Raw genomic sequence first — 14,063 nt, 5'->3', positions numbered from 1 at the left:
TAACCAACACGGAGAAACAAAATGAAAAAAAGAACACTGATCACCGCGCTGTCTGGTCTGGCCATGATCGCCAGCGTCACCACCGCGTTTGCGCAGGACGTATCCCTGCGGTTTTCAAACTGGCTGCCGCCGACCCATCCGATCGTGACCAACATGGTCGAACCCTGGGCCGCCGATGTCGCAAAGGCGACCGAAGGCCGCGTGACGGTGCAGATCCTGCCCGCGCTTGGCGCTCCGGGTGCGCATTTCGATCTGGTAAGCAACGGCGTGGCCGATATCGCCTTTGGCGTGCACGCCTATACGCCTGAGCGGTTCAAACTGACCGAGATTGTCGAACTGCCGTTCACCGCCGAAAACGCGCAGGTCAATTCAATCGCATACTGGCGCACCTATGACGAATTTTTCGCCTCGGCCGATGAACATGCGGGCACGCGTCTGTTGGGCCTTTGGGTGCCGGGCTCGTACCAGCTGTTCACTCGGGAAGGTGTGGCCGGCATCGACGATCTGCAGGGCTTGCGCATCCGCGTGCCCGGCGCAATTGTCGAACGGATCGCCACCCAGCTTGGGCTGGTGTCAATCTCCTCACCGCTGACCGAGGCGTATGATCAGATCTCGCGCGGGATCATCGACGGCATGTTCCAGACCTATGCCACCGTTATGGATTTCAACATGACCGAACATATGCCGGTGCTGATGACCGTGCCGGGCGGTTTCTCGGCCTCCAGCCAATTCATGGTGATCAGCGATGCGGCATGGGCCCGGATCAGCCCCGAGGACCAGGAAGCGATTGCCGCCCTATCGGGCGAGGCCATGGTGAGCCGTTTTGCCGCCGTCTGGCAGGAACACAACGGCGGTGCTGATGCCGATCTGGTCGCGGCGGGTGTCACCAAGATCGACCTGACCGGCGAGGAATTAAGCCGGGTGGAAGAGCTGCTGGCGCCAATCAAGGACGGCTGGCTGGAAGAGGCCAACGCGCGCGGCGTCGATGCTGATGCTGCGCTGGCCTTTTACCGCGAGGCGATCGATACCGTCGCACAAGAGCTGGGCGTTCCGGCGAACTGACACAGATGGGCAGGGCGGCAAGGCCCTGCCCCTTACGGAGAGAGCCGATGTTTCATCAAGTGAGCGATTGGGACCGTGCCTATTCCAATGCGTCGCACATCCACCGCAGCGATCAATGGCCGCAAGCCTGGGTCGGTCCGGCGCAGGCCTTGCGCGATGATCTGACGGCCAAGGGGCGCGCAGAGCTGGATCAGCCATACGGGCCAGGCCCGCGACAGCGCTATGACCTGTTTATGCCCGAAGGCGAACCGCGTGGATTGTTCGTTTTCGTGCACGGCGGATACTGGCATTCGCTTGACCGCAGCTATTGGTCCCATCTGGCCGCCGGGCCGGTTGCGCATGGCTACGTCGTGGCGGTGCCGGGCTATACCCTGTGCCCCGAGGTCCGGATCCGCGACATCGGTGTCGAGATTGCGGCGGCGGTCGATGCGGCCGCCGGGCGTATCGCCGGGCCGGTGGTTCTGGCCGGGCATTCGGCGGGCGGGCATTTGGTGGCCCGAATCGCCGCGCAAGGCTCTGCGCTGTCCGGGGCAACGCGGGCGCGGCTGTCGGCGGTGATCCCGATTTCGGGGCTAAGCGATCTGCGCCCTTTCCTGCGGCTCAGGATGAATGACACACTGCGGCTGGATACGGAAGAAACCCTCAGCGAAAGCCCCGCCTTGCTGGCCCCGCCCGAAGGCTTGCGGGTGTTCTGCTGGGTGGGGGGAAGTGAACGGGCCGAATTCCTGCGTCAGAACCGGCTGCTGGCCGATATCTGGACCGGGCTGGGCGCCAAGGTTGCGATCTGGGAAGAACCGGATCGCCACCATTTCGACATCTGCGATGGGCTGATTGACCCGGATCACCCGATCCATCAGGTCTATGCCGGTCGCCCGACGCGCGGCTGAGCAGACAACACCGGCGCGTCAGGGTGAACCCCGGCGCGGCACGTCTGGCCCCTGCACAGCGTGCGCGCCGGAGGGCATGAGCGACCCAACAAACCCAAAATCCGGACTCCATTTATTTCACGCTCGCAATTGTCGCGACGCGTTGACGATCCGTTGCGCCCGCACCTGACATCACCTTTTTCGGCTACGTTTTCAACGATGTCATCGAAACCGGTTCTGGCAGGGATGTACTGTGGGGTCGTGGTGGCGATGACAGCATCTTGGGCGGTCTGGGCGATGATACCCTGGGCGGCGGGGCGGGCAACGACACACTGTTTGGGGGGGATGATGCCGATGTCTTTATCTTCACCTCTGGCGAGGGCAACGATGTGATTTATGATTTTGAAGAAGGGTCCGACATGATCCAGCTTTCCGATCTGAATTACACAGTCGATTATGGGCCGTGGGGCACCATGATCAATTACGCCGACGCCACCAGTATTCAGATCTGGGACAACACCGGCATTTGGGCCAGCCAGACCGAGGCCGAAGCCTTTGTCGCGGACCACGTATTCTTTGCCTGACCGCGTGCTGCTGCGGGGGCGTGCCGGTTGATCGCAAGATTCCCCCAGTGAGCGGCGCAACAGATTGTGCCGCTACGTCACTTTGGTCGGATTGGCCTGTCCTGCGCCTCGCTGGGCTTGATTGTATTTCAAGGGTGATGTTCGCTTGTCCGGGACATCACAGCAAAAAGAGGGGCTTATATCATGGCACAGATTATCGGGACGAACCGCTCGGACGAAATCGAAGGGACGTTTAAGGCCGACAACATTTACGGCCTGCAAGGAAGCGACACGATCTACAGTGGGCCGGGCGATGACCTGGTGCGCGGTGGTATCGGCCATGATGTTCTGTTCGGCGGCGACGGCGAAGATCTGTTGTTTGGCGATGATGGCGATGATCTGTTAAGCGGCAGCGGTGGAAATGATGTGCTGTACGGCGGCCACGGCAATGACACCTATTTCGGCGGTGCTGGCGACGATCTTTTCGTGCTTGAGCCTTATGAGATTTTATATGACGAGACCTATGATGGTGGTTGGGGGACAGATACCCTCAGGTTGACGGGGCCGATACGCACCAACTCTCTGATCCTTGATGCGGCGGCTTCGGTTGAGAATCTCGAAACCGGTGGACATGTCATTTCGGGGAACGACTGGAACGATCTGTTCGATCTGAGGGGGCTGGAGTCTGTTGATGGATATTCTGATGGCTATCGTGACGGCGTGAAACTTGACTTGGGCGGGGGAAACGACCGGGCCTATGGCAGCACTAACTCAGACCTGATCGAAGGTGGCGAAGGTAACGACAGCCTGTTTGGAAACTTCGGTTTCGATACGCTTGATGGCGGGGCCGGTGATGATCTGCTGCGCGGCGGTTTTGGCAGTGATTTGCTTCGTGGTGGCGACGGCGACGATCAGCTGTACGGCTGGGATGGCTATGATTCTCTATATGGGGGTGATGGCGATGATCTGCTGGATGGGGGCAAAGGGCGCGACTCTATGTATGGTGGCGCAGGCAATGACACTCTTTGGGGCGCCGAGGGTTATGACCGTTTGTTTGGCGAAGACGGCGACGATGAGCTTCATGGTGGCGATCTCCTTGATACGCTACGGGGTGGCGATGGCAATGATCTTTTGCTGGGCGACTCTGGCCATGACTATTTATTTGGCGAAGATGGCGATGACCGGATGTTTGGTGGCACCGGCAATGACAGCCTCTATGGCAACATCGGCCACGATGCGCTGATCGGCGGAGAGGGCAATGACCTTTTGCGCGGTGGCTTTGGCAATGATCTGCTGCATGGTGGTCTGGGCAACGATAAAATGTACGGCTGGGACGGTATTGATACGTTTGTGTTCAATCCGGGCGATGGAAATGATACCATCATGGATTTCGAGTTCGGGATCGACACGCTGCAACTGTCCGACCCGAATTTTCATCTTGACTCTTGGGATGACGACTCGGTGATGATTATTTATGATGTAGATCTTATTGAACCATTTGAAGTTTATGGCAGTACTTTGATAATTCATGGTGTGACCAGTAAACATCAAGATTTGATGGACTACATCGTAATCGTGTGATCTTTTACCGGGCGTGCCGCCCACGGTGCGCCCGGACGTCACGTTAAATCGCCAAAAGCCTCGTAAACTTGGCCGTATATGTGCCGGTTATCCATGATCGCGCACGGGATCGCCGACCCCTTCATCGGTCACAGCAGTGCCCGCGTGTTTACATCCGATCCCTGATCAGGATCAGCACTGCGCCCATGGTTTTGCTGTCCGTCTGCCTGAAAATCAGGAGGCCGCGCACGGTTTTATAATGATGGGCGCGCCAGAGGTTTCTCCGATGACGGTGCAGGTGTCCGCCGCGCACAGGGTCCAGCCCGCGCCGGTGGCACCGGATGCGGCCAGCACCAAGGCGGGAACCTGAATGGCACCGGGCCATTCCCACCAGCCATCCCTGAGGCGCGCGTTTTCCCCCGGCTCCATCCCTGCGCCAGACCCGCGCACCCGCGCCATGGTCAGGGACAGGGCGCTGTCGAGGATGCGCCACTCTTCCTGCCATTCCACGTGTTCAACCGAATGGGTCCACCCAAGTTGAAAGTCGGACGCGGCCAACATCAGCATCGTCGCGCCCACCATAAGACAGGTCACGCGATGATCTTTCGCCGCCCCACCCACACGATGCCGACAAACAGCGCGACCAGGGCAAATCCAGCCTGATCCGTCATCGGCAGCGCCGCGACCAGTGTAAAGGCGGCAACCATCGCCAGCGCGCGCAAAGGCCAGCCCAAAGGCCGCCCCAGCCAGCCGATCACCGCAATGCCCCACAGCCCGATGGACAGGCCGGCCTTGAACACCACATAGGCCACGGCGGGCCAGAACCCGATGGTTTCGGCCAGCGGGCCGCCATCCTGCAACATCAGCGCGGGCGTATAGACCGCCATGAACGGGATGACGAATCCGGCCGCCGCCACCTTTATCGCCTCGACCGAGATTTTGAGCCCGCTTTCCTTGGCAATCGGCGCCGCGGCAAAACAGGCCAGCGCCACAGGCGGTGTAAGGTCGGCCAGGATGCCGAAATAAAAGACAAACATATGGCTGACGATCAACGGCACACCCAGCGCCAACAGGGCAGGTCCGGCGATGGTTGAGGTGATGATATAGTTGGGAATTGTCGGAATCCCCATGCCCAGCAGGATACAGGTGAGCATGGTCAGAATCAGCGACAGGAACAGGCTGGCTTTGCCCACGGTCACGATGAACTGTCCAAAGGTGTTGGCCGCACCTGTAAGGGTCATGGTGCCGATGATCACCCCCACCAGCGCGCAGGCGATGCCAACCGGCAGCGCGGTCTTTGCGCCCTCGGCCAGGCTGTCACGACACAGCGCCAGCGTATCGCGCCCGCCATGGGTGATGGTTGACGCCGCGATCAGCACCGCGATGGCGATGAACAGCACGTTAGTGCCCCATTGCAGGAAACCCGCAGCAACCAGCCCCAGCGCGATCCAGAAAATGATTCGGAAGATGCCCTCGGGCAGGTTCAGAACCGCAGACCCGCCAAGGATCAGCAAGATCGTCAGCCCCAGACCGATGGTGCCGGCAAACAGCGGTGTATAGCCACCAAACAGCAGATAAACCAGCACCCCAAGTGGCACCAGAAGCATCCAGTTCTTGCGGATCGCATCCAGCGCCGAAGGCAGCTCATCGCGCGCCAGGCCGCGCAATCCGTGACGCCCCGCCTCAAGATGGACAATCCAGAACGCCGACAGGAAATACAGAATCGCCGGGATAAGCGCGGCGCGCACGACTTCGATATATTGCACATCCAGCGTTTCAGCCATGATAAAGGCCACAGCGCCCATCACCGGCGGCATGATCTGCCCGCCCATGGACGCCGTCGCCTCGACCCCGCCGGCAAAGGCCGGGCGGTATCCAAAGCGTTTCATCAGTGGAATGGTGAATTGCCCGGTGGTGACAACATTGGCCACCCCCGACCCCGATATCGTGCCCATCAACCCCGAAGAGACAACGGCAACCTTGGCCGCGCCACCCTGGCGATGCCCGAACAGGCCCATCGCCACGTCGGTGAACAACCGGATCATCCCGGCGCGTTCCAGAAACGATCCAAACAGGATGAACAAAAAGATATAGGTGGATGAAACATAAATCGGGATGCCGTAAATGCCTTCGGTCCCGAAGGTCATATGATCGATCACCTGACCAAATCCATAACCGCGATGATTGAGCGGCGCGGGCAGGTATTCACCGAACAGGCAATAGGCCAGAAAACCGCCCGCGATGATCGGCAGGGCAATGCCCATGATTGCCCAGGCGGCGGCAAACACCACCACAAGTGAGACAACACCAATGACGATATCAATATCCAAAGGCCGCCCGGCCCGCAGGATCAGCGGTTTGTATTCCCACCACTGATATAGCGCCACAGCCACCCCGGCCGCCGCAAACCCCCAGGCCACGGCGCGCATTGTCGCCCCGTCATAGCGGGCATAGGCCACCAGCGGAAAAGCCAGCAAAGTCAGAAATCCGACGTGAAAGGCGCGCACGATCTGGCTGGGCAGATCGATCACATGGGCCGCCGTGCCGATCTGGAAAAGCGAAAAGACCACCGCGACCCAGAACAGGAAACGCCCGATGTTCCCTTGCGGGAAGCTGACGCCATGTACCTCGGTCGGGAGGGGCGGGGTTGCTGGATTGGTCATGGCCGGTTCCCCGAAGGACGAAGCATTGAAAATAGGTTCTGCAGGATTGGGTGGTGTGGACGCCCGCGCAACCGGCACGCGCGCCCACACACAGGGTGTCTTACTTCAACACGCCTTGTTCGCGGTAATACCGCTCGGCCCCGGGATGCAGCGGGATCGGCATGCCGTCCAACGCATTTTCCAGTTTGATAAGATTGGCCGCCTGATGCGAGGCCGCCAAAGTGTCGAGGTTTTCAAACAGTTCCTTGGTCATCGCATAGGCCATGTCGTCGGTGACGCTGGCATTGGTGACAAGATAGTTTGAAATCGCAACGGTCGGCACGTCGGCCTCCTGGCCATCATAGGTGCCCGCCGGGATGGTCGCCGAAATATACGGCGCGCCCAGGTTTTCGGCCACCTGTGCCGGAACCGCGACCACGGTGATCGGCAAGGATGACGCCAGATCGCGGATCGAAGAGACGCCAAGCCCGGCCGATTGCAAGGTCGCGTCAAGCTGGCGGTTCTTGATCAGTTCGACCGATTCCGCAAACGGCAGATATTCGGTCTTGCCCAGATCATCATAGGACATGTCCATCGCCCCAAAAATCGCGCGGGCGTTCAATTCGGTGCCCGACGCAGGGGCACCAACCGACAGGCTGGCGCCTTTCAGCCCTGCAAAATCGGTGATCCCTGATTCCTTTGAGGCGACAATCTGAATGTAGTTCGGATAGATCGCGGCGATGCCGCGCAATTGATCCAGCTTGCCGGGAAAGCCCGCTTCTTCGTCGCCGGCCCATGCGGCGGCAACCGTATCGCCCAATGCAAAGGCAATTTCACCACGCCCGCTTTGGATCAGGTTCATGTTTTCGACGCTGGCCTTGGTTGATTGCACCTGGGTGCGCGCCCCGTCGATCTTTTCGCCATAGATATTGGCCAGACCGGCCCCGAGCGGATAATATACCCCCGATGTGCCGCCGGTCAGCACGTTGATGAAATCCTGGGCCTTGGCCGCGCCTGTCAGGCTGACCGCCAAGGCGAATGCGCCGGCGGCGGCTGGTATGATCTTGTTCATTTTGCTCTCCCTTTGATGTCGGCGCCCTTTGCGGGTTTTGCCCGTGCCCACGCGACACGAAGCGCCAGACAGATGGATCATGTTTGAGCATTTGCCCCTGAATATCAAGTGCAAGCAATGGCAATCTGAACCAGCCTTGGATCGGCGCGCCCGGATGCCTACCTTATGACAAACGGAGATCACCATGCAAAAATTTTCGCTTCTTGATTTGTCACCTGTGCCCGAAGGCCTGACCACCCGCGATGCCCTGGCCAATACCGTCGATCTGGCGCGCGCGGCAGAACGGGCGGGGTATCACCGATATTGGTTGGCTGAACATCACAACATGCCCGGCATCGCCAGCGCGGCAACGGCGGTTGTGATCGGCCATGTGGCGGCCGCCACCCGCACCATGCGCATTGGCGCGGGCGGAATCATGTTACCCAACCACGCCCCCTTGGTGGTGGCCGAACAATTCGGCACGCTGGCAACGCTTTATGATGGTCGGATCGATCTGGGGCTGGGCCGCGCGCCGGGCACGGATATGGCCACCGCCCGTGCCTTGCGCCGCCATATGATGCCCGAAGACAGCTTTCCTCAGGATGTGCAGGAGCTGATCGGGTATTTCGGTGACATGCCCGACACTGCGCCGGTGCGCGCGATACCCGGTGTCGGCACCCATGTTCCGGTCTGGATACTTGGGTCAAGCCTGTATGGCGCGCAACTGGCCGCCCATCTGGGCCTTCCTTATGCGTTTGCCTCGCATTTTGCGCCTGCCATGCTGGAACAGGCGCTTGCCGTTTATCGGGCGTCTTTCAAACCCTCTGCTGCCTTGGCAAAACCTTATGCGATGATCACCATCGGGGTTTGCGCCGCCGAAACCGACGCCGAAGCCGCATTTTTGCGCTCATCACAAACGCTGGCCTTTGCGCGGCTGTTTTCGGGCAAACCGGGAAAGTTGCCGCTGCCGATCCGCGATGTCGAGGCGCAGGTGCCCGCCGCGGTTCTGGCACAGGTCAGACAGGCTCTGTCGTGTTCGGCAACCGGATCGCCCGACACGGTCAAGGCGAAGTTGCGCGCCCTTATAGACAAGCATCAGCCAGACGAGGTTCTGGTGACCGGGATGATCCACGATCATGCCGCGCGGGTGCGCTCTTTTGATATTGTGGCCGGGGCGCTGGGTGATCTGGTGTCACACAAGCAATCGCTTGCCGTCTGAGGGCGGGGCGAAAAACGCGATACAGGCACGGCCCGTTGAAACGCGCTGTGCCTGTGGTTGGCTCAATCGGGCGGATCGCAAAAGCTTGCCTTGAGATGGCTCAACACCTCAAGGCAGCGCGGATCAATGATGGAATAACGGATCTGCTGGCCATCTTTTTCCCCCTCGATCAATCCCTCGATCCGCATTCTGGCCAGATGTTGTGACACCGCCGATTGCGACAGATTGGCGACCTTGCACAATTCCGACACCGTCGCCTTGCCCCCGGCCAGACGGCACAGAATCATCAACCGGCGGGTATTTGCCAACTGTTTAAGCAGCGTCGCGACCTCTTCGGCGCGGGCCTGAAGATCCTCGAATGGGTCGGAATTGGCCTGCGGCATCGGCTCTCACATGTCAGATTGGTTGTAAATTAGTATTTACTAAATTAGCTTTGTCTAATATGAAAGTCAACAAAGCTCACAAATCTGTCAGACCCGAAAGCGCCGCCATGTATAAGACTTTCCTGTTGTTTCTCATCCTCGCCACGCCTGCCTTTGCCCAGACCCACGCGATCACAACCACGTTTGTGGCCGATCGCAAGGCGGTGTTCGCAACGGTAGAAAGTGTGGACACCCTGATCGCGCGCACGCGGGTGGGGGGCACCGTCGCGGATTTGTTGGTGGATGAGGGCGACATGGTCGCGGCGGGCGATGTTCTGGCGCTGGTCGTCAACGAACAGATGGCGCCGCAAATCGCCGCCGCCACATCGCAGGCCGCCGCGCTTGAGGCCGAGCTTGCCCAGGCGCGCGATGATCTGGAACGCGCCGTCAGCCTGTTGTCGCGCGGGATCATCGCCCAGACCCGGGTGGATCAGGCGCAAACCGCTGTGGCGGTTCTTGAGGGGCGCGTTGCCTCGGCCAATCAATCGCGCGATGTGCTGTTGCAACAAGAGCGCGAGGGCGAGGTTCTGGCCCCCGCCGCGGGCCGGGTGCTGAACGTGCAAAGCCCGTCAGGCAGCGTCGTGTTGCCCGGAGAGCAGGTGGCCACCATTGCATCGGATCATTACCTGTTGCGCCTCAACCTGCCCGAACGCCACGCCCGATCCATCGCCGAGGGCGACACGATCGAGGTGGCAGGTGCCGCGCTGGGCGGCGATGTGGCGTCAACTGGTGTGATCCGACAGGTTTATCCGCTGATCACCAATGGCCGCATTGTCGCCGATGCCGAGGTCGAAGGGCTGGGCAGTTTCTTTGTCGGCGAACGGGTGCGGGTGCATGTCACCGTGGATAAACGCGAGGTAATCGTCATTCCGCGCAGCTATGTCACCACCCGGTTTGGCAATGATTTTGTCGTGCTCGATACCCAAACCGGACCGCGCGATGTGGTTGTTCTGCTGGGGCAGGAAAGCCCTGATGGTGTTGAAATCCTGGCCGGGCTGTCCACGGGTGACAGATTGGTGCAGCCATGAAACTGGGTATTTCCGGGCTTCTGACCCGCGCTTTCATCCGCTCGCCGCTGACACCGCTTTTGCTGCTGGCGTCATTGGCCATGGGGATGATCGCACTTGTGGTGATCCCGCGCGAGGAAGAGCCGCAGATTTCGGTGCCGATGGTTGATGTGATGGTGCGCACCGATGGTTTGCGCGCCCCCGATGCGGTTGAGCTGGTCACCGAACCGCTTGAGGCGATCCTGCGCTCGATCAACGCGGTCGAACATGTCTATTCCCAGACCGAAGATGACCGGGTCATGGTCACCGCGCGGTTTGATGTGGGCACCGATCCCGACGCCGCCATCCTGCGCGTGCAGGAACGGATCATGGCCAACATGGATCGTATCCCCCAAGGCATACCCCAGCCCCTGATCATCGGGCGCGGGATCAACGACGTCGCCATCGTGGCGCTGACCCTGTCGCCCACCCCCGAGGCGGCGGCGCACTGGGACGACCGCGCGCTGTATTCGCTGGTCGAGGAATTGCGCGCATCGCTGATGTCGGTGGATGATGTGGGGCTGACCTATATCGTTGGCGGGCGCACCGATCAGATCCGTATCGAACCCGACCCCGAACAACTGGCGCTGTATGGCGTCACCCTGCAACAACTGGCCGCGCGGGTGAGCGAGGCCAACCAGACCTTTCCGGTGGGCAGCGATACAGCACTTGATCGCACCCTGTCGGTGGTGGCGGGGCAATCCCTGCAGGGGCCAGGTGATATCGGCCTATTGCAACTGACCACCCGTGATGATCGCCCGGTGTATGTGCGGGACGTGGCCGATATCGTGGTTGGCGGCGCACCGATTGATGCGCGCACCTGGACCCTGACGCGCGCCGATGGCGCCGAGGGCTGGACCCAGCTTCCCGCCGTGACCCTGGCCATTGCCAAACGCGAAGGCGCCAATGCGGTGCTGGTGGCAGAACATGTGCTGGAGCGGATGGAGCTTTTGCGCGGTGAACTGATCCCCGAGGATATTACCGTCGAGATCACCCGCAACTATGGTGAATCCGCCGATGAAAAGGCCGACGAACTGTTGTTCCACCTTGCCCTTGCCACGGTTTCCATCGTTTTGCTGGTGACATTCGTTATCGGCTGGCGCGAAGGCATCGTGGTGGCTGTTGTCATCCCCACCACGATCCTGCTGACGTTGTTTGCGTCGAACCTCATGGGGTACACGATCAACCGCGTGTCGCTGTTTGCGTTGATCTTTTCCATCGGTATTCTGGTGGATGACGCCATCGTGGTGATCGAAAACATCGCCCGTCACTGGGCCATGCGCGACGGGCGCAACCGTGTGACCGCCGCGATCGAGGCGGTGGCCGAGGTGGGCAACCCCACCATCGTCGCCACCCTGACCGTGGTTGCGGCCCTGCTGCCGATGCTGTTCGTGTCGGGGCTGATGGGGCCTTATATGGGGCCGATCCCGATCAACGCTTCGGCTGCGATGATCTTTTCGTTCTTTGTTGCCGTGATCCTCACGCCCTGGCTGATGTTGAAAATTGCCGGGCGGGAGGGCGCGGATACCGGCGGCCATGACCACGATTCCGAAGGCTTTCTGGGGCGGCTGTTTCGCCGCGTCGCCGCCCCTGTCATCGCCAGCCGGTGGCGCTCTGGCCTGTTTTTGATCGTGGTGCTGGTGCTGACCGCCGGATCGATGACGTTTTTCTTTGATCGAACAGTGGTTGTAAAACTGCTGCCCTTCGATAACAAATCCGAGTTTCAGGTCATCGTCGACATGCCCGAGGGCACCAGCCTTGAGCGCACCGAACGGGTGCTGACCGAGGCCGCCAGCCGCCTTGCCGCCTTGTCCGAGGTAACGTCGATCCAACTGCATGCCGGTACTGCAGCACCGTTCAACTTCAACGGGCTGGTGCGCCATTACTATCTGCGCAGCAATCCCGAACAAGGCGATCTGCAGGTCAACCTGTTGCCCAAACACGACCGGGAACGATCATCGCATGATATTGCGCTGGCGGCGCGCGAACTGCTGGCCGACATGGATCTTCCCGACGGCGGTTCGGTCGCCATTGCCGAAATTCCGCCCGGCCCGCCGGTTTTGGCGACCCTGCTCGCCGAAATCTATGGCCCCGATGCCGACACCCGTCGCGCCGTGGCGCGCGAGGTGCGCGCCGCCTTTGCCGCAGTGCCTTATGTCGTTGATATCGAAGATAGTTTTGGCCAACCCAGGCCGCGCCTGCGGCTGGCTATCGATCAGGCCAGTCTGGAATTTTTCAAAGTGCGCCAAAGCGATGTTTACGACACCATCCGCGCCCTGTTTGACGGCGTTCCCGTTGGCTATTCCCACCGGGGCGAAGGCCGCGATCCGACCGAAATCCGCGTGGCGCTGCCGCGTGGCGAAATGAACTGGTCCGAGCGCACCGCATCAACGCCTGTGCCTGCGAACCTGCTGCCGGGTGATCGTGGTGTCGTCGAATTGGGCGATGTGGTGACCGTTACCCAAGAGGTCGGCAGTCATCCGATCTTTCGCCACAATGGCCGCTTTGCCGAAATGGTCATGGCCGAGCTGGCGGGCGAATACGAGGCGCCGATCTATGGCATGATCGCGGTACAAGAGGCGCTGGACGATCGCCCCTGGTCGGATGCCGTGCCGCGCCCCGAAATCAGCCTGCATGGTCAACCCGCCGGTGATTCCACGCCCACCCTGCTGTGGGACGGCGAATGGGAGGTGACATATGTCACCTTCCGCGACATGGGGGCGGCGTTTGGTGTGGCGATCCTTGCCATTTATGTGCTGGTGGTGGCGCAATTCGGATCGTTCCGGGTGCCGCTGGTGATCCTCACACCGATTCCGCTGACCTTCATCGGGATCGTGTTCGGTCATTGGCTGTTTGATGCCGCGTTCACCGCCACGTCGATGATCGGATTCATCGCCCTGGCCGGTATCATCGTGCGCAATTCGATCCTGCTGGTTGATTTCATCCGCCACGGTGCCGAAGCCGAAGAGCCCTTGCGCGAAACCCTGCTCCGGGCGGGCGCAATCCGGTTCAAACCGATCCTGCTGACCGCAATCGCCGCAATGATCGGGGCGTCGGTGATCCTGACCGATCCGATCTTCCAAGGCCTGGCGATTTCGCTGCTGTTCGGTTTGGCCTCATCAACACTTCTGACCGTGCTGGTTATTCCGGCAATCTATGTGCTGTTCAAAAACCCACAAGCACCCTATCGGCCTGCCGGTCTGGATGCCGAAAAATAACGCCTGCGGCTGTTCGCTGCACCCCCCTGACGGGACACAGCGAACAGCAGATTTTTTATACGGCATAAGATTCAGCGCGATACAGGAAGCGATCGGCAACTTGCAATCTTCCCATTTGAGGTGATGACCTGCCGCCGATCGTCGCTTGTGCCCACCGAGATACCTATCGTGTTGATGGGGATCGACGCGACCATGATCAAGGTCGGTCTGATCCAAACGACAATCAAGGAAAAGGGACGTTTCAAGGTCATCGATCAGGTCAGCGTTGCCTTGAATGAAAAAACCGACAGCTATGAGGCGACCTTTGAGATGGCCATCTCAGCATCGCGGCGTGTTCGCCAGGACCGCTGCCACAACATCTCAGCTTTGATTGTCTTGAAGAAGGTTTCGACGGCAGCGTTGTCGTAGCAATTG

General features: G+C 60.2%; 11 protein-coding genes and 1 pseudogene. 8 read left to right on the top strand and 4 right to left on the bottom strand.

All coding sequences use genetic code 11. The annotated features are described in order from the left end of the window. Positions 1 to 21: 21 nt before the first annotated feature. The 4 genes from C8265_RS05470 (at position 22) to C8265_RS19875 (ending at position 4,072) form a co-directional block, all read left to right on the top strand. The gene (locus tag C8265_RS05470) at positions 22 to 1,062 is read left to right on the top strand and encodes a TRAP transporter substrate-binding protein (RefSeq protein WP_108483007.1); all 1,041 of its coding nucleotides are present in this window, start codon (positions 22 to 24) and stop codon (positions 1,060 to 1,062) included. A gap of 47 nt (positions 1,063 to 1,109) precedes the next feature. Beyond that, positions 1,110 to 1,949 carry an alpha/beta hydrolase gene (locus tag C8265_RS05465; protein WP_108483006.1) on the top strand — a complete coding sequence of 280 codons (840 nt, stop codon included), beginning with the start codon at positions 1,110 to 1,112 and terminating at the stop codon, positions 1,947 to 1,949. A 170-nt stretch (positions 1,950 to 2,119) separates the two neighbouring features. After that, a complete protein-coding gene (locus C8265_RS19880; protein WP_164512293.1) occupies positions 2,120 to 2,512 on the top strand; it encodes a calcium-binding protein in 393 nt (130 codons plus the stop codon). 183 nt (positions 2,513 to 2,695) lie between these two features. Continuing rightward, positions 2,696 to 4,072 (top strand): calcium-binding protein, encoded by a 1,377-nt coding sequence (locus C8265_RS19875; RefSeq protein WP_108483005.1) that lies wholly within the window; start codon positions 2,696 to 2,698, stop codon positions 4,070 to 4,072. 213 nt (positions 4,073 to 4,285) lie between these two features. Here the strand turns inward: C8265_RS19875 and C8265_RS05450 are convergent, their stop codons facing one another. The 3 genes from C8265_RS05450 to C8265_RS05440 all read right to left on the bottom strand — a co-directional run bounded on the left by C8265_RS05450 (position 4,286) and on the right by C8265_RS05440 (position 7,765). Then, positions 4,286 to 4,633, bottom strand: coding sequence for a DUF1850 domain-containing protein (locus C8265_RS05450; protein WP_108483004.1), 348 nt, complete (start codon positions 4,631 to 4,633; stop codon positions 4,286 to 4,288). Between the two features lie 8 nt (positions 4,634 to 4,641). Further along, positions 4,642 to 6,714: a TRAP transporter permease gene (locus C8265_RS05445; RefSeq protein ID WP_108483003.1), complete on the bottom strand. Its 2,073-nt coding sequence runs from the start codon at positions 6,712 to 6,714 to the stop codon at positions 4,642 to 4,644. A 100-nt stretch (positions 6,715 to 6,814) separates the two neighbouring features. Then, positions 6,815 to 7,765 carry a TAXI family TRAP transporter solute-binding subunit gene (locus tag C8265_RS05440; RefSeq protein WP_108483318.1) on the bottom strand — a complete coding sequence of 317 codons (951 nt, stop codon included), beginning with the start codon at positions 7,763 to 7,765 and terminating at the stop codon, positions 6,815 to 6,817. A gap of 184 nt (positions 7,766 to 7,949) precedes the next feature. Between C8265_RS05440 and C8265_RS05435 the strand changes: the two genes are divergently transcribed. Then, a complete protein-coding gene (locus C8265_RS05435) occupies positions 7,950 to 8,963 on the top strand; it encodes an LLM class flavin-dependent oxidoreductase (protein WP_108483002.1) in 1,014 nt (337 codons plus the stop codon). A 62-nt stretch (positions 8,964 to 9,025) separates the two neighbouring features. Here the strand turns inward: C8265_RS05435 and C8265_RS05430 are convergent, their stop codons facing one another. Beyond that, complete coding sequence (locus tag C8265_RS05430) at positions 9,026 to 9,346, bottom strand: ArsR/SmtB family transcription factor (protein ID WP_108483001.1); 321 nt, start codon at positions 9,344 to 9,346, stop codon at positions 9,026 to 9,028. Positions 9,347 to 9,453: 107 nt separating this feature from the next. Between C8265_RS05430 and C8265_RS05425 the strand changes: the two genes are divergently transcribed. The 3 genes and pseudogenes from C8265_RS05425 to C8265_RS19950 form a co-directional block, all read left to right on the top strand. Further along, the gene (locus tag C8265_RS05425) at positions 9,454 to 10,413 is read left to right on the top strand and encodes an efflux RND transporter periplasmic adaptor subunit (RefSeq protein WP_108483000.1); all 960 of its coding nucleotides are present in this window, start codon (positions 9,454 to 9,456) and stop codon (positions 10,411 to 10,413) included. After that, positions 10,410 to 13,649, top strand: coding sequence for an efflux RND transporter permease subunit (locus C8265_RS05420; RefSeq protein WP_108482999.1), 3,240 nt, complete (start codon positions 10,410 to 10,412; stop codon positions 13,647 to 13,649). The genes C8265_RS05425 and C8265_RS05420 overlap by 4 nt, the downstream gene beginning before the upstream one ends. Positions 13,650 to 13,772: 123 nt before the next feature. Then, a pseudogene (locus tag C8265_RS19950) lies at positions 13,773 to 13,958 on the top strand (anti-phage BREX system Lon protease BrxL); the annotation flags it as partial. Positions 13,959 to 14,063 lie beyond the last annotated feature (105 nt).

Origin of the sequence: Oceaniglobus ichthyenteri, from assembly GCF_003057885.1 — a bacterium.
Lineage (GTDB): Bacteria > Pseudomonadota > Alphaproteobacteria > Rhodobacterales > Rhodobacteraceae > Oceaniglobus > Oceaniglobus ichthyenteri.
Note: the sequence above shows the minus strand (reverse complement) of the source record. Positions and strands in the feature narration are given on the sequence as shown.

Excerpts from the sequence above, each read along its gene's own strand:
- C8265_RS05470 (WP_108483007.1), top strand. The coding sequence starts at position 22 with ATGAAAAAAAGAACACTGATCACCGCGCTGTCTGGTCTGGCCATGATC.
- C8265_RS05465 (WP_108483006.1), top strand. The coding sequence starts at position 1,110 with ATGTTTCATCAAGTGAGCGATTGGGACCGTGCCTATTCCAATGCGTCG.
- C8265_RS19875 (WP_108483005.1), top strand. The coding sequence starts at position 2,696 with ATGGCACAGATTATCGGGACGAACCGCTCGGACGAAATCGAAGGGACG.
- C8265_RS05450 (WP_108483004.1), bottom strand. The coding sequence starts at position 4,633 with ATGGTGGGCGCGACGATGCTGATGTTGGCCGCGTCCGACTTTCAACTT.
- C8265_RS05445 (WP_108483003.1), bottom strand. The coding sequence starts at position 6,714 with ATGACCAATCCAGCAACCCCGCCCCTCCCGACCGAGGTACATGGCGTC.
- C8265_RS05440 (WP_108483318.1), bottom strand. The coding sequence starts at position 7,765 with ATGAACAAGATCATACCAGCCGCCGCCGGCGCATTCGCCTTGGCGGTC.
- C8265_RS05435 (WP_108483002.1), top strand. The coding sequence starts at position 7,950 with ATGCAAAAATTTTCGCTTCTTGATTTGTCACCTGTGCCCGAAGGCCTG.
- C8265_RS05430 (WP_108483001.1), bottom strand. The coding sequence starts at position 9,346 with ATGCCGCAGGCCAATTCCGACCCATTCGAGGATCTTCAGGCCCGCGCC.
- C8265_RS05425 (WP_108483000.1), top strand. The coding sequence starts at position 9,454 with ATGTATAAGACTTTCCTGTTGTTTCTCATCCTCGCCACGCCTGCCTTT.
- C8265_RS05420 (WP_108482999.1), top strand. The coding sequence starts at position 10,410 with ATGAAACTGGGTATTTCCGGGCTTCTGACCCGCGCTTTCATCCGCTCG.